We start from the raw sequence: 17,896 nt of genomic DNA on the forward strand, positions 1-17,896 counted from the left end.
GGGCGGGTCTCGACAGGCTCGACCGGCGTCCTCGCTCGACCGGCGTCCTCGCTCGACCGGCGGCGGCGTCAGGAGGCGTCGGGTGCGGGCTGGGGCGAGCGGTCGGGACGCGCGGCGCCTTCGGCGACGCCCTCGAGGTGCTGCTGGGGCGACATGAACGCCGCGCACACCACGCCCACCACGAGGACGAGGCCGACCACGAGCAGCGTCTGTGCGGCCGCGTCCGCGAACCCCGCGGCGAACGCCTGCTGCGCCGCCTGGCCGACCTGCTGCGCGACGTCGGCCGGGACGCCGTCGGGCAGCTGGACCGACCCGACCGACGTCGAGCCGACGTCGCCGCTGGCCGCGGTGATCCCGTCGACGAACGGCTGGCGGTACTGCTCGGGCAGCGAGGCGGCGACGTCCTGCGCCGCGGCCGGGATCGTCACGGTGAGGCGGGCCGACAGCGTGGCGACGACCACCGCCGACCCGATGACGCCGCCCACCTGACGGTTCGTGTTGAAGGCGCCGGCGCCCGCTCCCGCTGTGCGGGCGTCCAGGCCCGACGTCGCGAGGTTGGACAAGGGCGAGAACGTCAGCCCGGTGCCGACGCCGAACAGCGCCATCGGCCACAGCAGCACCCACGGCGACAGGTCCGGGTCCAGTACGGACGCGATCCACGCCACCGCTCCCGCGATCGCGGCGAAGCCCGACGCCACTACCCACTTGGCCGGCACCCGGTCCGACAGCCGCCCGGCGAACGGCGCGACGACGCCGGACACGAGCGAGCCCGGCACCATCACGAGCGCCGCCTCGATCGGCGTCAGGCCCAGGATCGACTGCAGGTAGATCGTCAACGGGAAGAAGATGCCGATCATCGCGAACGTCACGACCATGCCGTCGACGTTCGCCAGCGAGAAGTTCCGCGACTTGAACAGGCTCAGGGGCAGCAGCGCCCGGGGCCCCTGCCGGTGCTGCCACCAGACGAACGCCGCGAGGACGACCACGCCGAGCCCGACCAGGCCCCACACGGAGACCGGCCCCCAGATCTGGCCCCAGTCGAAGTTCTCCCCCTCCTGCAGGCCGAAGACGACGGCGCCGACGCCCACCACCGACAGGACAACGCCCAGCGGGTCGAGCGTCGTGCCGTGCGACGGCAGGTGCGGCAGACGCGCGAGGGCGAACCACAGCGCGGCGACGCCCACGGGGATGTTGACGTAGAAGATCCACTCCCAGCCGACGTACTCCACGAAGACCCCGCCCAGGAGCGGTCCGGCGATGGTCGCGACGCCCGCGGTCGCGCCCCACAGCCCCATCGCCGCGCCGCGCTGCCGCGGCGGGAAGACCCGCGTGATCATCGACATCGTCTGCGGCGTCATGAGCGCCGCGCCGACGCCCTGCAGCGCACGGAACGCGATGAGCCACCCGATCTCGGGCGCGGTGCCGATGTTCCCGGAGAAGCCGCACAGGAACGAGAACGCGGTGAAGACGACGAGCCCGGTCACGAAGACCGCCTTCTGCCCGTACCGGTCGCCCAGCCGCCCCGCGAGGAGCATCAGCACCGCGTAGGACAGCAGGTACGCGCTGTTCACCCAGCCGACCTCGATGAGCGAGGCCTGGAACGTCTCCGTCAGCGTCGGGATGGCGATGTTCACGATCGTGGTGTCGACCATGATCATGAAGAACCCGAGGATCAGCGGCGGCAGGACGCTCCACGCGGAGCGCCCGTGCAGGTCGACGAGCGGGGTGACAGGGCCGCGCGGGGGCGTGGTGGACATGCGACGAGGTTCGCACAGGCCACCGACGGGCGCCGGGCGGGGCCCGACGGTGCCGACGGGCCCCGCCCGGCCGCCGGCCCCTGACACCACGCCGGCACACCGATGACGCCAGACCTCTTGCGTTGACACCATCGATGGTGTCATAATGACGTCATGGACCTGACGAGATATGTCGATCAGCTGCAGCGCCAGCTCTCCACCGCAGCCGCCGCCGGCGGGGACGAGGCACGCGAACTCGCGGACCGCCTGACCGCCCCGCTCGACGCCGCCACGCGCCTCGTCCTGCTCGACGCGCTCTCCGACGCCGCCGGCGAGATCTCCGCCGAGCTCGCCCCCGGCTCGGTCGACGTGCGCCTGCGCGCCGGGGTTCCCGAGTTCGTCGTCGCCAAGCCCGTGACCCCGGCAGAGCCGACGGCACCCGCCGCCGCGCCAGCCTCGACGCCGCCGCAGGTCGCAGACGCCGAGGCGGGCGCCACCACCCGCACCACCCTGCGTCTGCCCGACCACCTCAAGGTGCAGGCCGAGACCGCCGCCGCGCGCGACGGCGTCTCGGTCAACACCTGGCTCGTGCGGGCGGTCGCCGCCGCGCTCGAGCAACCCCCCGGCAGGCCCGCCGCGCAGGCGGGTCCCGAGCAGCGCGGCTCCGGCCGCGTCACCGGCTGGGTGCGCTGACCACCACGCCCGCCGGCTGAGCAGCTCTCGGCCGACGCCTCACCTGACACCACCACGACACCACCGATGGAGCCCCGCCATGCCCACCTTCCCCGCTCCCCACCCCGTCCCGGTCACCGTCGACGTGCCGTTCGGCAACCTGCACGTGGTCGCCTCCGAGCGTGACGACGTCGTCGTCACCGTCCTGCCCACCGAGCCCACGAAGTCCGGCAGCGTCCGCGCCGCCGACGAGGTCCGCGTCGACCGCGACGGCGACGGGGTCTCCATCACCTACCCCGGGTCGTGGAAGCAGTGGGTCCTCCCGTTCGCCGCCGGCACGGCGGACATCACGGTCGAGCTGCCGGCCGGCTCCGACCTCCGCGGCAAGACCGGCTCGCTCCACGCCGAGGGCCGGCTCGCCGTCGTCGACCTCACGCTCTCCGCCGGCAACGCCCGAACGGACGACGTCGACCGCCTCGACCTCAAGGCCTCCGCCGGCTCCGTCGTCGTCGGGCGGGTCTCCGGCACCGCCGACATCAGGGTGAGCGCCGGTTCCGTACGCGTCGACGAGATCCCCGGCGACGCCACGATCCGGGCGAGCAACGGGACCACCATGGTCGGCTCCGTCACCGGCTCTCTCACGGTGCACGGAGCGCACGCGGACGTCGTCGTGAGCCAGGTGCGCGGCAGCCTCACCGTGAAGTCCGCCCACGCCGGCATCCGGGTCGACGCCCTCGAGTCCGGAAGCGCCACCCTCACCACCTCCTACGGCTCGATCGAGGTCGGCGTGCCCGAGGGCACCGCCGCCTACCTCGACGTCGCGTCGGAGCACGGCGCCGTCCGCAACCGGCTGACCCCCACCGAAGGGCCGGTCGACGACGAGTCCACCGCCGAGATCCACGCCAGCACCGGCTACGGCGACATCGTCGTGCGCCGGCCCTGACCGAGACCATCCACAGAACGGAGAACCGGACATGACCACCGAGACGACCCCGGCACCCGCGATCCGCGTGCAGGGCATCCAGAAGTCGTTCAACGACCTGCACGTGCTGCGGGGTGTCGACTTCGACGTGCAGCCCGGCAGCATCTTCGCGCTGCTCGGCTCGAACGGCGCGGGCAAGACCACGCTGGTGCGGATCCTGTCGACGCTGCTCAAGGCGGACGCGGGCACCGCCACCGTCCACGGCCACGACGTCGCCGCGAAGCCCGGCGACGTCCGCGAGTCGATCAGCCTGACCGGCCAGTTCGCCGCGGTCGACGAGATCCTCTCGGGCCGGGAGAACCTCGTGCTCGTGGCCCGGCTGCGGCACATGAAGAACCCCGGTGCCGTCGCCGACGAGCTGCTCGCCCGCTTCTCTCTCACCGAGGCGGGCGGCCGCAAGGCGGCGACGTACTCGGGCGGCATGCGCCGCCGCCTCGACATCGCGATGAGCCTCATCGGCGACCCGCCGATCATCTTCCTCGACGAGCCCACCACCGGGCTGGACCCGCAGGCGCGGATCGAGGTGTGGCGGACCGTCAAGGAGCTCGCCCAGGGCGGCACGACGGTCCTGCTGACCACCCAGTACCTCGACGAGGCCGAGCAGCTCGCCGACCGCATCGCGATCCTGCACGAGGGCACGATCATCCAGAACGGCACGCTCGCGGAGCTCAAGCAGCTCCTGCCGCCCGCCAAGGTCGAGTACGTCGAGAAGCAGCCCTCCCTCGAGGAGGTCTTCCTCACCCTCGTCGGCGCGACCGGCGAGACCGCCACCCCCCGGACCGACACGGACGACCGCGCCGACGGCGCCGTCCCGGCACGAAAGGAATCCCGATGACCACCGCCGTCCTCGGCGACACCCGCGTCCTCACCGGCCGCTCGTTGCGCCACATCCTCCGCAGCCCCGACACGATCATCACCACCGCGGTCACCCCGGTCGCGCTGATGCTGCTGTTCGTCTACGTGCTCGGCGGGGCGATCAACACCGGGACCGACGAGTCGTACATCAACTACATGCTCCCCGGCATCCTGCTCATCACGATCGCGTCGGGCGTCGCGTACACGTCGTACCGGCTGTTCCTCGACCTGCAGGGCGGCATCTTCGAGCGCTTCCAGTCCATGCCCATCGCGAGGTCCAGCGTGCTCTGGGCGCACGTGCTCACGTCCCTGGTCGCGAACCTCGTCTCGGTCACGATCGTGGTCGGGGTCGCGCTGCTCATGGGGTTCCGCACCGGGGCGTCCGTGGGAGCCTGGGTCGCGGTGGCCGGGATCCTGGTCCTGTTCACCCTCGCCCTGACCTGGCTCGCCGTGGTCGCCGGGCTCTCGGCGAAGACCGTCGACGGCGCGAGCGCCTTCAGCTACCCGCTGATCTTCCTGCCGTTCATCAGCTCGGCGTTCGTGCCCACGGAGTCGATGCCCGGCCCGGTCGCCTGGTTCGCCGAGAACCAGCCCGTGACGTCCATCGTCGACACGGTCCGCGCCCTGTTCGCCGAGCAGCCCGTCGGGAACGACATCTGGGTCGCGCTCGGCTGGCTCGTCGGCATCCTGGTCGTCGCGTACGCCAGCGCGGTCGCCGTCTACCGGCGCCGGATCAGCTGATCCTTCGCGCACGGCCCGGCAGCACGACGCCGCCCGCTCCCCTTGCCGGGGGAGCGGGCGGCGTCGACGTGTCCGACCGCGAGCGTCAGACGAGGTCCGGGCGCACGCCGTCGGTGATCAGACGCCGCCGCTCGACGTACGCCGGCAGGATCGTGACGTCGTCGTCCCGGAACCACTCGAAGGGGTCCGTCGACGCGACGAGGGCGAAGTTCGCCCAGGGCTCGAACGAGCCCGAGCGCACCACGACCTTCGCCCGCGGCGCCCAGTGCTCGATGAGGGTCTCGTGCGTCGTGCCGTGGAACGTCGCGCCCGACCCCGTGAAGAGGTCCTGGACCTCCCCGTAGAGCCGGGGGTGGTGGGTCTTGACCTCCGTCGCGAGATGCACCTCCTCGACGAACACCTCCTCGAGCAGCGCGCGCAGGATCGTCCGTACGTCGAGGTGACCGCGCGTGAGCGCCAGGTCGACGCGGCGGGCGTCGGCGGGGATCGGGAACCCCGCGTCGGTCACCAGCACGACGTCCGTGTGGCCCAGCGTCGCCAGCGCGCCCGCGAGCTCCGGGTGCAGGATCCGTCCGCTTCTCATCGCGGTGCCCCCGTCTCGACCGTGCGCTCCGTGGGGCGGCCGGCGGCGCGAGCGGCGAACGCCTCCACGACGTCGCGCGTCCGGTACGAGGGGACCGTCTCCCAGTGCTCGCAGCAGAGTGCGGCGACGACGTTGGCGAAGCGCGCGGCCGCCACGACGTCCTCGCCATCCCCCAGCGCGACCGCGAGCGCGGCATTGAAGGCGTCCCCGGCGCCGTTGGAGTCGACGACGTCCACCAGCACGGGCGGCACCCACGTCGCCCCGGAGTCGTCGATCACCGACACGCCTTCGCCGCCCCGGGTGATCACCACCGTCCGTGGGCCGAGCGCCAGCAGCCGCCGGCCGAGCTCCTCGACCGGGGTCGCGTCCCCCACCGGCAGGCCGAGCGCGACCAGCGCCTCGTGCTCGTTCGGTGTCAGCACGTCCACCATCGAGAGGTCCACGCCCCGCAGGTCGACGGCCGGCGCGGGGTTGAGCACGGTGGTCACGCCGGCGGCGCGCGCGACGCGCAGGGCATGCCGCGCGGAGTCCAGCGGGATCTCGAGCTGGGTCAGCACGACGTCCGCGTCGCGCAGCGCGTCGGCCGACGTGTCGAGGACGTCGCTCGTGAGCCGGTCGTTGGCTCCCTTGTCCACGACGATCAGGTTGCGCCCGGCGGTGTCCTTGACGATGAACCCGACCCCGGTCGGCGCCGTCGGGTCGACGGTCACCCGGGAGCCGTCGACCCCCTCGGCCGCCAGCAGGGCGCGGAACTCGGCCCCGTGCTCGTCGTCCCCGACCGCTCCCACGTAGGCGACCTCCGCGCCGAGGCGCGCCGCCTGGACCGCCATGTCGGAGCCCTTGCCGCCGAACGTCTCGCGGTACTCGCGGCCGATCAGCGTCTCGCCCGGGGCGGGCAGCCGGTCGACCGTCATGACGAGCGCCTTCGCATAGCTCCCTACGACCGTGAGCCTCATCGCTCTCCCTCCGGTGGTGGTGTCGCTCAGTAGGCGTCCGGGTCGCCGACGAGGCCGTCGACGATGGCGGGCCCGGAGCTGGTGCCGACGAGCTCGGCCCCGGCCTCGAAGAGCGCCTGCATCTTCTCGAGCGAGTTGACCTTGCCGGAGACCTTGACCCGGCAGGGCGGCGAGATGTTCGCGGCGAGGAGCCGCACGTCGTGCTCGGTGGCCGCGAGTCCGCCCTTGCCCCAGCCCGACGACTGCTTGACCCAGTCCACGCCCGCCTCGTACGCGAGACGGGTCGCGGCGACCTTGAGCTCGTCGGTCGGCAGGAAGCCGAACTCGAGCATGGCCTTCACCGCCACCCCCTCGGCGTGCGCCAGCCGGACGATCTCGGCCACGTCCCGCGCGTAGAGCTCCTCCTGGCCGCCCAGGAGGAGCCCCGGGTGCGGGGGGAAGTCGAACTCGTCCACGCCCGCCGAGATCAGGCCGCCGAGTGCCGCCGTGCGCATCTCGAGCGTGTCGTTCGCCATCGGGAAGTTGAGCGTCGACGCCACCCGTACCCCGGTGCCCGCGAGCACGTCCTTGGCGAGCGACACCCAGTACGGCGCGATCATCGCCGCGTCGAAACCGTACTTGGCGCACGTCTCGAGGTGCTCGATCACGCCGTCGCGCGTGAGGTCGGGGTTGACGTTGGTGTACTGGATCGCCCGGGCGACCTGGCGCGGGTCGGTGAAGTCGAGGGTCATCCTGGGTCTCCTTGCTGGGGAAGAGGGGGGTCGTGCGGGCCTCAGCCCTTGACGGCGCCGGCGGACAGGCCGCTCATCACGTGTCGCTGCATGACGACGAAGATGAGCAGGATCGGCACCACGGCGAGCAGCAGGGTGGGGAACACGATCTCGTAGTTGGTCGTGTAGGAGGACACCGCGGCGTACACCCCCGTGGTGATCGTCTTGAACGACGACCCGGGGCCGAGGATGAGCTGCGGGCTGACGAAGTCGTTCCACGCGCTCAGCGCGTTGAGGATGAACGCGGTGGCGACGATCGGCTTCATGAGCGGGAAGACGATCCGCCACAGGATCCGGTGCTGGCTGGCGCCGTCGATCGCGGCCGCCTCGTCGAGCGAGCGCGGGAGCATCCGGATGTACCCGGTGAAGATGAACAGCGTGAACGGGATCATCGTCGACGACATGAAGAGGACCAGCCCCGGCAGGGTCCCCATCAGGTGCAGCGCCTTGAGCACGAAGATCGCGGGGACCAGGATGATCTGCGCCGGGATGAACATGCCGGCCACGAAGAACATCAGCAGGAACCGGAAGACCACGGTGGGCGTGCGGGCGATGACGTACGCGGTCGGGACGGCGGCGCCGATCGCCACGACGTTGCACGCGACGACGAGGAAGAGCGTCACCGCGTAGCCCGCGACCACCGGGAAGTTGGGGTTGGTCCAGGCATCCTGCAGGAACTGGGTCGTGGCCGTGGCGGGGTCGAGCCCCAGCGGGGACAGCAGGATCTCCTGCTGGGGCTTGAACGCGTTGACCACGACGATGTACAGCGGCACGAGCATGGCGACCGACAGCACCGCGATCACGACGCTCCGGACGGTGGGGCGCGACCTGGTTCCCACGCTCATGAGAGCGCCTCCGCTCCTTCTTCCGCGCGCCGTCGGAGCGCGATGATCGTGAACGACAGGATCCCGGCGACGACGATCAGCAGGACCGCCTGGGCGCACGCGAGCCCGACCTTGTTGTTGGCGAAGGACACGGCGAGGATCTCGTAGGCCCAGGTCTGGGTGGCGTCCCCGGGCCCGCCGTTCGTGAGGCCCAGCACCACCTCGTAGACCTTGAGCAGCGACAGGACCGACGTCACGATCGTCACGGTGACGGTCGGCGCGAGCGCCGGCCAGGTGACGTGCCGGAACACCCCCGCCGGGCCCGCGCCGTCGAGCGTCGCGGCCTCCTGCAGGTCCGCGGGGACCGCCTGCAGCCCCGCCAGGTACAGCACGAGCTGCACGCCGAGCTGCGCCCACACGATCACGCCGATCATCGTCGCGAGCGCCCAGTCGGGGTCGGACAGGAACGGCAGCGTGGACGCGCCCGCCCCCTCGAGCAGGTTGTTCACGGCGCCCTGCGGGCCCAGGATCGCCTGCCAGAGGAACCCCACGATCAGGGCCGACAGCACGTGCGGGTAGAACATCACGGCCCGCGCGAACGTGGTGAAGCCGGTGGTGCGCCGGAGCAGGAGCGCCAGGCCGAGCGCGATCACGTTCACGAGGAAGGCCCCGACGACGGCGATCAGCCCGGTCACCCACAGGGAGTGGTGCATGTCGCCGGTCGGGTCGGCGAAGATCCGCGTGTAGTTCTCCAGGCCGACCCACTCCGGCGACTGGCTCGGGATCCCGTTGTACTCGGTGAACGAGTAGTAGACGGCGTACCCGACCGGCACGACCATGAGCCCGACGTAGATCACGGCGGCCGGGACCGTCATCAGCCCCCGGCCCAGGGCACCCCGTCGTCCCAGCACCCGTGCCGTCCTTCCCTGAGCCATGTCAGCCGGCTGCCTCCGCGTCGTACCAGGCCGTGAGCTCCGCCGCGGCGTCCGCCGCGGAGGTGCCCTGCCACAGACCCTGCGCAACCTCGGTGAACTTCTCGTTGAAGCCCGCCACGGGGAGCGCGTAGTCGCCGACCGTCTGGTTGCCGGGGACCACGAAGGAGGGCGCTGCCTCGACGGCGTCCTGGACGAGGGACGAGTACTCGTTCGCGCTCGTGTCCAGGCCCTCCCGGTTGAAGTTGTCCATCTCCGCCTGCGCGGCGATGGCCTCCTCGTCCGTCACGAGGTACTCGACGAGCTGCGTGGCGGCGTCCTTCTGCTCCGTCCCGTTCCAGACCATGTAGGGGAACGCCAGGGTGGCGCCCATCGGTCCGGGGTGGTCGGCCGCGCTGTCGACCGGCGGGGTGAAGACGCCGACCTCGAAGTCCGGGGGCGACGCCGCGAGCGTCGTGGTGAACCACGACCCCATCGGGTAGATCCCGACGTCACCGGCGATGAAGTTGGCCTCCTGGGTGCCGCTGTCGGTGGCGACGTCGTCGGCGGTCGTGTAGCCCGCCTCGATCCAGCTCGCGACGTGCTCGAACATCGGCTCGAACTGCTCGCCGAGCGTCGAGGAGCCGTCGGCGACGGCCTGCTGCCAGCCGGGCGTCGTGAGGTTCTGCTGCGGGTGCCAGACCTGCTGCGTCTGCACGCCGGTGGCCCACTCGGACGCGAAGGCGACGGGCTTGGCCACGCCGGCACCCTTGAGGGCCTCGAGCGCGGCGTCGAGCGCCTCCCAGGTGGCGGGGGGCTCGGTGATCCCCGCCTTCGCGAAGAGGTCCTTGTTGTAGTACATGAGCGACTGCGCCTGCATGCCCACGCCGACGACGTTGATCGTCCCGTCCGTGGAGTACAGGTCGGACATCGGCGTCCCCTGGGCCCAGTCGTACTCGGTGAGGTCCAGGACCTCCGGCGCCGTATCGGCGGTCGGGAAGATCGACTGGATCACGTCCGGGGCGGTGCCCGCGGCCAGCAGCGTCGGGAACGACTCGGCCACGGACTGGCCGCTCGGCCCCTCGACCTTGACGTCGACCCCGGTCTCGTCCTCGAAGGGCTTGACCAGCTCGTCCCACTTCGCCTGGGTGAGGTTGTCGGTGATGTTCACGAGCATCCGCACCTGGTCGCCGCCGCCCGAACCACCGCCGCCGTCACCGGAGCTGCAGGCCGTGAGTGCGAGGACAGGGACGAGCCCGAGCGCGGAGGCACCGATGGCCCCGCGCCGAATCCTTGCTGACATCTTTGTCTCCCTCTGTGGGTGCGTCGTCCTCCGGAGGAGGACTTGTCATACATGCTACATGTGAGGTGTGGCGCTCCACCAGCCCTCAGCCGAGCCGGCCTCGGAACGGGATCGGCCCGACGACGGTCACGTCCGTCGGCCGGTCGGACGTGTCGATCCGGAAGATCCCGTCGTCCGCCACGAAGAACGCCGGCGTCCCGGGATACTCCAACTCCGGCGGCAGCGGCTCCTTGTCCGTCCACGCGAAGAACGACCGGGCGAACGTGTCGCGGTCCTTGCGGCCGAAGATGCTGAGGTCGCCCGCCGTGTACGGGCTGAGGATGCACCAGTGCTCACCGTCCTCGGCCCAGATCGCCCGGTCCGACAGGATGACCGCCTGGCGGTCGTGGTCCGCGAACACGGCGTCCCAGAACGACCGGCCCACGACCTCGCCGCGGTCCAGTGCGTGCCGCGCCAGGAACATGAGGTCGTGCGCGTGCCAGGCCGTGCTGGGCGCGACGTCGGCCTCGTGGTGCCAGCCCGTCGCCGACACGAAGGGGCCCGCCGGCGACTGGTAGCGCGCGTAGGTGCGCAGGCACGCCGCGGTGAACTCGCGCAGCTCGGGCACGTCGACCTCGGCCAGCACCTCCTCGACCCCGTACAGGGTCAGCCCCATGCCCGCGATCAGCATCGGGGTCGTCGACCGCAGCCGCGTGGCGCCGCCGGCGTACCAGTAGCGGTGGAACCGCGTGCAGCCCGCGTCGTCGACCCACGCCGAGCGCGCGACGTGCCGGCAGATCGCGACGGCCTCGTCCAGGAGGTCGGGCCGGGCGAACCGCCGGGCGCCCAGCACGAGCGGGACCACCATGAGGCCGTAGTACTCGGCGGGCTCGAGGATGCCGCCGGCCGCACGGTCGGTCGGCTGGCGGAACACGCCCACCGACTCGTCGTCGGGCACCCCGCGCAGGTGGCTCAGGCGCATCAGGACGTCGAGGTCCTCCTCGAGCTCGGCCGCGAACACGTCGTCGGCGCTCAGCTCGGTGTAGCGCAGCTTGGCCCAGACCCGCGCGTACTCCTGGTTCACGGTGCCCTCGGGGGTGGGCCGGCCGCCGCCGTAGACGCGGCACGCGTCGAGGTCGCGCCGCACGGCCCGCAGCACCTCGTCCCGCTCCTCGTCCGCCAGCAGGTGGCCGGCGTGACGCAGGCCCTCGAGCAGGCCGAGGCAGCCCACCATGTTGTGGATGAGGCCCGAGGTGGCGGACTCCCCCACCTGGAAGCCGATGTGGCGGAACTGCCCGTCGTCCTGCACGGTCCGCGCCTGGTACAGCATCATCCGGCGCCAGAGCTCGCGGCCGCGCTCGTCCGGGAACCGGCCCAGCACCTCGCCGAAGGCCGCGGTGGCCGGGGCCGAGAACGCCTGGTGGCCGCTGGTGAAGTCGACGAAGGTCGCCGGGTTCGTGCCCCACACGCTGTGGTTGTGGAACCCGCGGACCTGCCCCTCCTCGCCGACCCAGCTCCGCAGCCAGCGGGCCAGCGCCGCGACGTCGGGCCCGTCCTGTCCGCGCGCCATGTGTCCTCCTGGCCTTTCGCCGGGGGTCTTCAGCTCTTCGCTCATGGCGCTCACGGTGCCACCAGCTCCTCGGGGTGCTCGAACGGGAGCCCGCGGACGAAGCGCTCGACCTCCGCCACGACCGACTCGCCGATCCGGCGCAGCTCCGTGCCCGTCGAGCCCGCGACGTGCGGGGTGAGCACGACGTTGGGCAGCGTCCACAGCTCGCTGTCCGGCGGCGGCGGCTCGGGGTCGGTGACGTCGAGCACCGCGTCGATCCGGCCCGTGCGCAGCTCGGCGAGCAGGGCGTCGCCGTCGACCACACCGCCGCGCGCCGTGTTGACCAGGGTGGCCCCGTCCGGGAGCAGGCCCAGGATCCGCGCGTCGATCTGGCCCACGGTCTCGGGGGTCAGGGGCTGGTGCAGGGACAGGACGTCGCTGCTCGCGGCGACCTCCTCGAGAGCGGCGCTGCGAGCGCCGGGCAGCCCCGGCACCGGGCCGGGGGCGAGCTCCGGGCTGTGCACCAGCACGTCGAGGTCGAACGACTGCAGGAGCCGGGCGACGCGGCGCCCGACCTGCGACGCCCCGACGATCCCGACCGTCCGCCGGAAGTTGCCCGTGCCCGCCAGCAACCGGTCGGCGTCCGGCGCGGCCCGGCGCTCGCGGTAGGCCCGCTCGGCCGCGTGCGCCTTCTTGTTGGCGAGCAGGATCATCGCGAGCGTGTACTCGGCGACCGGGACCGCGTTCGCGGCGCGGGCGTTGGACGCCGTGACCCCGCGCCCGGCGAGCACCGCGGGGTCGGCGAGGCAGGTGCGCGCCACCCCGCCGGCGTACACGACGGCCCGCAGGTTCGGGACGAGCTCCGCCGGCACCCGCGGGGCGCCCCAGCCGGCGATCAGCACCTCGGCGCCCGCGAGCCTGCGGCGCGCCGCGTGCGACCCCACCTCCGTGATCACCTCACCGGGGTCGAGGTCGACGACGTCGGACAGGCGGGCGAGCACCTCGGGCGGGAAGAGGCGCTCGACGAGCGTCGGCGGGTCGGCGGCGAGGACGGCGCGCGGCCGTGCCGTGTCCGTGCCCACGGCCTACTCGCCCGCCCGGCGCCGCGCCAGGCGCAGCCCGGCATCGACCGGCCGCACGTGCGGCCCCGACGGCACCGCCCACGTGCCGGACTCGCGGTTGGCGGCGATGAGCTCCTCGTCGACCTCGATGCCGAGGCCGGGGGCGTCGCCGAGGACGATGCCGCCGTCCTGGATCTCCTGGTCCACCCGCAGCCCCACGGGCGCGGACAGGTCCTGGACCTCGGTCACCAGGTGGTTGGGGACCGCGGCGGAGGCGTGCGCGACGGGGTTGGCGTTGTAGCCCACCGGGCTCACCGGCAGGTCGCGCCCCAGCGCGAGCACCGAGACCCGCAGGAAGTGCGTGATGCCCCAGACGCTGCCCGCCTGCACGACGCCCACGGCGTCGCGGTCGAGCAGCGGCCCGTACTGCTCCAGGCCGGTGAGGTTCTCCCCGGTGGCGACGGCGGCGCGCAGCTCCGACGCCACCGCGCGATGGCCGGCGACGTCCCAGCGGCGCACGGGCTCCTCGATCCACATGATGTCGACCTGGTCCTCCACGCGCCGGGCGAACCGGACGGCCTGGTGGCGGCCCCACGCCTCGTTGACGTCGTACATGAGGTCGGGGTGGTCGGCGTTCACGCGCAGGACGTCCCGGACGATGGCGAGCCGCTTGACGTCGCGGTCGATGTCCAGGCCGCCCTTGACCTTCGCGCCGGTGAAGCCTCGGTCGGCCCACGGCTCGTAGAGCTCGACGAGCGCGTCGTCCGGCAGCGCGTACTCCAGCCCGGACGCGTAGGCGGGCACGAACCGGTCGGCCGCGCCGAGCGTGCGCCACAGGGGCTCGTCGTTGAGCTTGGCCTTGAGGTCCCACAGCGCCATGTCGAAGGCGCCGATCGTCCCGAAGGCGCTCCCCGCGTGCCCCGACTTGAAGACGAAGGCGAGCATCCGGTCGTAGAGCGCGGTCACCGCCCGGGGGTCCTGCCCCTCGAGCGCCCCGAAGACGAGGTCGAGGTCGCCGCCCGCGCCGAGGCCGACGCCGGTGACGCCCGCGTCCGTCTCGAGGAGCACCACCGGCACCTCGGTGACGCCCCCCGCGACGACCCCGTTGACGTCGCCCACCGGGCGCCCCCACCGGTGCACCGTGGTCAGGGTCCGGTATCCCGTGATTCGCATCCACTGCTCCTACTCCGCACGCACCGCCGTCGGTGTGCCCGTCTCGAGGCCGTCTCGCAGAGGCGCCTCCGCTGGATGCGCGCGCCCTCGCTAGGTCATAACTTATGATACGAGTGATGAGTGCGCAACCCTCGGCTACGCTCGGGGTAGCCGTCAGCGCAGGTCGCGACGCAGAACGGAGCCCGGACGACATGACAACGACGCCCCAGCCCATCGGTGCGGTGCCTCGGCCCACCCGGCATCGGCCCCCGCTCGCAGCCGCCGTCGTGCAGAGTCTCGTTACGGCGATCGTCGTCGGCGAGTACCCGCCGGGCTCCGCCCTGCCGCCGGCGGGCGCCCTGTGCGAGCGGTACGAGGTCAGCCGCACCGTCATCCGCGAGGCCACCACGGCCCTCACCGAGAAGGGGCTCGTCGCGTCCCGGCAGGGCTGGGGGACGGTCGTCCTCGACCAGGACCAGTGGAGCCTCCTCGACCCCCTCGTGCTCGACGCGCTCTTCCAGCGCGAGGACCGCCTCGTCTACCTGGACAACCTCATCGAGATCCGCACGACCCTCGAGTGCGCGATGGCCGCCCGGGCGGCGGGCCTGCTCGACGCCGCGCGGCGGGCCGAGCTCACCGCCAAGCTGGACGAGCTCGCGGACCTCATCGACGACCCGGTCGCCTACGCCAAGGTCGACGTCGAGTTCCACGAGCTGATCCACCAGGCGTCGCGCGACGCGTTCGGGCGGGCGATCGTCTCGAGCATCCAGGGCAAGGCGCTCCACTCCCCGCAGTACAGCGGCGCCCCGAGCGTGGACGACATCCGGTCGACCCATCAGGGTCACGCCCGGATCGTCGAGGCCCTCCTCGCGGGCGACGGCGCCGGCGCCGAGGCCGCCATGCGGGAGCACATCACGTCGGCGTGGGCGCGCCGCCGCCCGCAGGAGACGTCCGGCTCCTGACCGCCCGACGGCCGGACCGTCCCCCGGGCGACCCGCCGACCGCTCCCGCCACGCCTCCGCGCCGCGGCGGCGCATGCCGCCCTGGCGCGGGCCGCCCCGGCGCGCTCGGACGACGCCCCCGCCCGACCCGCGCACCGCGCGACCCGGTTGCCGACTCCACGGGAACCGCCTCGCACTGTTGACTTATATGACATGTGATGTACTAGGTTTGAACCATCACCGCTGACGCCCGACGAGGTCGCCGGGCGCGGCGACCACGGCGGCCGGGGCCCGGCCCCGCCGCCGCAGCACCATCCAGGCACCGAGACCCAGCACCAACGGCGGGCGCGTCCGGCTGACCGGACGGGAGCCGCTCTTCCGTGACTCGATGACGAGAGGGATGTGGATGCGATGAGCTCTTTCACGCGACGGGAACTCCTGCGGTCGACCGGCGTGGCGGCGGCCGGGGCGGTCGTCCTGGGCGGGCAGGACGTGGCGAGCGCCGCCGACGCCGAGGGACCCGGCCCGGCGGACACCGAGACGAACCCCCTGCGCCTCTGGTACACCGCCCCCGCGGCCGCATGGCTGGAGGCCCTCGCCGTCGGCAACGGACGCCTGGGCGCCATGGTGTTCGGCGGCGTCGCGGCCGAGACCCTCATGCTCAACGAGGACACGGTCTGGGCGGGCGGGCCGCACGACTACGCCGACCCGCGCGGCGCGGAGGTGCTGCCCGAGATCCAGCGTCTTGTCGTCGAGGAACGGTGGGGCGAGGCGCAGCGGCTCGCCGACGAGCGCTTCATGGGCCGCCCCACCGAGCAGATGCAGTACCAGCCCGTCGGCGACCTGCTGCTCACCTTCCCCGGGCTCGCCGCCGACGCCACGGAGTACCGCCGGTCGCTCGACCTCACGACGGCCGTCACCACGACGACCTTCGTCGCCGACGGGGTGCGGCACACCCGGGAGGTGTTCTGCAGCCATGCCGACCAGGCGATCGTCGTGCGGCTGCGCGCCGACGCGCCCGGCGCCGTCTCGTTCGACGCCTCGTTCCGGTCGCCCCAGGAATCGACCACGCTGGCGCACGACGGACGGACGCTCGCCCTGGAGGGCCGCTCCGGCGACGCCGAGGGGCTCGAGGGCCAGGTGCGGTTCGTCGCCCTGGCGCGCGCGCTGCCCGAGGGTGGCTCGGTCGTGTGCGACGAGTCCTCTCTCCGGGTGCGTGGCGCGGACGCCGTGACCCTGCTCGTCACCATGGGCACGAGCCACCGCAGCTACCTCGACGTGGGCGGCGACCCGCTGGACGGGGCGCGGGGCCCGCTCGACCGGGCCACCGTCCGGGGCTTCGGCGTCCTGCGCCGGTCGCACGTCCGCGACCACCAGGAGCTGTTCGGCCGCACGGACCTCGACCTGGGCACGTCGCCCGCGATCGACCTGCCGACGGACCAGCGGGTCGCGGCCTTCCGCGACGGCGGCGACCCGCAGCTCGCCGCGCTGTACTACCAGTTCGGCCGGTACGTCCTGATCTCGAGCTCCCGGTCCCCCGGCCAGCCGGCCAACCTCCAGGGGGTCTGGAACGCGGAGATGCTGCCGCCGTGGCAGTCGAAGTACACGCTCAACATCAACTGCGAGATGAACTACTGGCCCGCGGGCCCGTCGAACCTCGCGGAGTGCTGGCAGCCGCTGTTCGCCATGATCGAGGAGCTCGCGGAGTCCGGCGCCCGCACCGCTCGGACGATGTGGGGCGCACGCGGCTGGGTGGCCCACCACAACACGGACCTGTGGCGCGGGTCCGCGCCCGTCGACCACGCGTTCTACGGCGTCTGGCCGACCGGCGGCGCCTGGCTCTCGCTCCTCTTCTGGGAGCACTACGAGTACACGGGTGACCTGGACACGCTCCGCGAGTACTTCCCCGTGCTGCGGGGCGCCGTGGAGTTCTTCCTCGACACGCTCGTCGTGGACGGCGCGACCGGGTATCTGGTGACCAACCCGTCGCACTCGCCCGAGCTCAAGCATCACGAGATCGACGACGAGGGCGTGAGCATCTGCGCCGGCCCGACGATGGACATGCAGATCCTGCGCGACCTGTTCACCGCGTTCGACAAGGCGTCGGCCGAGCTCGGCCTCGACCGGGAGACGGCGGCCCAGGCGCGCGCGGCGCGCGAGAAGCTGCCGCCCAACCAGGTCGGTCACCTCGGCCAACTCCAGGAGTGGCTGATCGACTGGGAGGAGGCGGCGACGGAGACCAGCCGGCACGTGTCCCATCTGTGGGGTGTGTTCCCGAGCGACCAGATCACCCCGCGCGGCACGCCGGAGCTCGCCGCGGCGGCCGACCGCTCTCTCGAGCTGCGAGGACCGGCCGTGACGGCCGGGTGGTCGCTCGCCTGGAAGATGAACATCCGGGCCCGCCTCCTGCAGCGGGACGCCGCGTACACGCACCTCACCCAGCTGCTCTCCCCCGGCCGGACGGCGCCCAACCTCTTCGACCTGCACCCGCCGTTCCAGATCGACGGGAACTTCGGCGGCACGTCGGCGATCAACGAGATGCTCCTGCAGAGCCACTCGGGCGAGGTCTGGCTGCTGCCGTGCCTCCCGGAGGCCTGGCCCGCCGGGCGGGTCCGCGGCCTGCGGGCCCGGGGCGGCTTCGAGATCACGATGACGTGGGACGAGCACCGCCTCGAGCAGGCCCGAGTGCGGTCACTCCTCGGGAACACCGTCCGACTGCGCACCGACCGGACCGTCCGCGTCTCCGGGCCGGGCGGGCCCGTCCGGGTCGAGCACCCGGAGGACGGGCTCGCCGTGTTCGAGACCCGTCGCGGCGCGACCTACGTCGTCCGGCCGGCGGGCTGAACCCACGTCGCGCCCTTGCCGGCGCGAACCGCACCAT

General features: G+C 72.5%; 16 protein-coding genes. 6 read left to right on the forward strand and 10 right to left on the reverse strand.

Annotation, left to right across the window (positions count from 1 at the left end; genetic code table 11):
• Window positions 1-68: 68 nt before the first annotated feature.
• Entirely contained in the window at window positions 69-1,757 is a 1,689-nt protein-coding gene (locus ABD254_RS00300) for an MDR family MFS transporter (protein WP_344244481.1), read from the reverse strand.
• 153 nt (window positions 1,758-1,910) lie between these two features.
• Between ABD254_RS00300 and ABD254_RS00305 the strand changes: the two genes are divergently transcribed.
• From ABD254_RS00305 to ABD254_RS00320, 4 genes are all read left to right on the forward strand, one after another.
• Window positions 1,911-2,429 carry a histidine kinase gene (locus ABD254_RS00305; protein WP_344244483.1) on the forward strand — a complete coding sequence of 173 codons (519 nt, stop codon included), beginning with the start codon at window positions 1,911-1,913 and terminating at the stop codon, window positions 2,427-2,429.
• 79 nt (window positions 2,430-2,508) lie between these two features.
• Entirely contained in the window at window positions 2,509-3,351 is an 843-nt protein-coding gene (locus ABD254_RS00310) for a DUF4097 family beta strand repeat-containing protein (protein ID WP_344244485.1), read from the forward strand.
• 31 nt (window positions 3,352-3,382) lie between these two features.
• Complete coding sequence (locus ABD254_RS00315) at window positions 3,383-4,225, forward strand: ABC transporter ATP-binding protein (RefSeq protein WP_344244487.1); 843 nt, start codon at window positions 3,383-3,385, stop codon at window positions 4,223-4,225.
• Window positions 4,222-4,986: an ABC transporter permease gene (locus tag ABD254_RS00320; RefSeq protein ID WP_344244489.1), complete on the forward strand. Its 765-nt coding sequence runs from the start codon at window positions 4,222-4,224 to the stop codon at window positions 4,984-4,986. Before ABD254_RS00315 ends, ABD254_RS00320 begins: the two co-directional genes overlap by 4 nt.
• 85 nt (window positions 4,987-5,071) lie before the next feature.
• Here ABD254_RS00320 and rbsD read toward each other — a convergent pair whose 3' ends face one another.
• From rbsD to ABD254_RS00365, 9 genes are all read right to left on the reverse strand, one after another.
• Window positions 5,072-5,569 (reverse strand): D-ribose pyranase, encoded by a 498-nt coding sequence (gene rbsD / locus ABD254_RS00325; RefSeq protein ID WP_344244491.1) that lies wholly within the window; start codon window positions 5,567-5,569, stop codon window positions 5,072-5,074.
• Window positions 5,566-6,525 (reverse strand): ribokinase, encoded by a 960-nt coding sequence (locus ABD254_RS00330; RefSeq protein WP_344244492.1) that lies wholly within the window; start codon window positions 6,523-6,525, stop codon window positions 5,566-5,568. Before ABD254_RS00330 ends, rbsD begins: the two co-directional genes overlap by 4 nt.
• Before the next feature lie 26 nt (window positions 6,526-6,551).
• Complete coding sequence (deoC, locus tag ABD254_RS00335; protein WP_344244494.1) at window positions 6,552-7,256, reverse strand: deoxyribose-phosphate aldolase; 705 nt, start codon at window positions 7,254-7,256, stop codon at window positions 6,552-6,554.
• A 41-nt stretch (window positions 7,257-7,297) separates the two neighbouring features.
• Window positions 7,298-8,140: a carbohydrate ABC transporter permease gene (locus ABD254_RS00340; protein ID WP_344244496.1), complete on the reverse strand. Its 843-nt coding sequence runs from the start codon at window positions 8,138-8,140 to the stop codon at window positions 7,298-7,300.
• Window positions 8,137-9,030, reverse strand: coding sequence for a carbohydrate ABC transporter permease (locus tag ABD254_RS00345; RefSeq protein ID WP_344244498.1), 894 nt, complete (start codon window positions 9,028-9,030; stop codon window positions 8,137-8,139). The genes ABD254_RS00340 and ABD254_RS00345 overlap by 4 nt, the downstream gene beginning before the upstream one ends.
• A gap of 25 nt (window positions 9,031-9,055) precedes the next feature.
• Window positions 9,056-10,333 (reverse strand): ABC transporter substrate-binding protein, encoded by a 1,278-nt coding sequence (locus ABD254_RS00350; RefSeq protein ID WP_344244500.1) that lies wholly within the window; start codon window positions 10,331-10,333, stop codon window positions 9,056-9,058.
• A gap of 85 nt (window positions 10,334-10,418) precedes the next feature.
• Window positions 10,419-11,882 (reverse strand): hypothetical protein, encoded by a 1,464-nt coding sequence (locus ABD254_RS00355; RefSeq protein ID WP_344244502.1) that lies wholly within the window; start codon window positions 11,880-11,882, stop codon window positions 10,419-10,421.
• A 50-nt stretch (window positions 11,883-11,932) separates the two neighbouring features.
• Complete coding sequence (locus ABD254_RS00360; RefSeq protein WP_344244504.1) at window positions 11,933-12,943, reverse strand: hydroxyacid dehydrogenase; 1,011 nt, start codon at window positions 12,941-12,943, stop codon at window positions 11,933-11,935.
• Window positions 12,944-12,946: 3 nt separating this feature from the next.
• Window positions 12,947-14,095 carry a mandelate racemase/muconate lactonizing enzyme family protein gene (locus tag ABD254_RS00365; protein WP_344244506.1) on the reverse strand — a complete coding sequence of 383 codons (1,149 nt, stop codon included), beginning with the start codon at window positions 14,093-14,095 and terminating at the stop codon, window positions 12,947-12,949.
• Window positions 14,096-14,361: 266 nt separating this feature from the next.
• Here ABD254_RS00365 and ABD254_RS00370 point away from each other — a divergent pair, with 266 nt between their 5' ends.
• Both ABD254_RS00370 and ABD254_RS00375 read left to right on the forward strand, forming a co-directional pair.
• Window positions 14,362-15,036, forward strand: coding sequence for a FadR/GntR family transcriptional regulator (locus ABD254_RS00370; protein WP_344244508.1), 675 nt, complete (start codon window positions 14,362-14,364; stop codon window positions 15,034-15,036).
• 390 nt (window positions 15,037-15,426) lie between these two features.
• Complete coding sequence (locus ABD254_RS00375) at window positions 15,427-17,859, forward strand: glycoside hydrolase family 95 protein (protein WP_344244510.1); 2,433 nt, start codon at window positions 15,427-15,429, stop codon at window positions 17,857-17,859.
• The last annotated feature ends 37 nt before the right edge of the window (window positions 17,860-17,896 follow it).

Origin of the sequence: Isoptericola hypogeus (assembly GCF_039531145.1) — a bacterium.
GTDB lineage: Bacteria > Actinomycetota > Actinomycetes > Actinomycetales > Cellulomonadaceae > Isoptericola > Isoptericola hypogeus.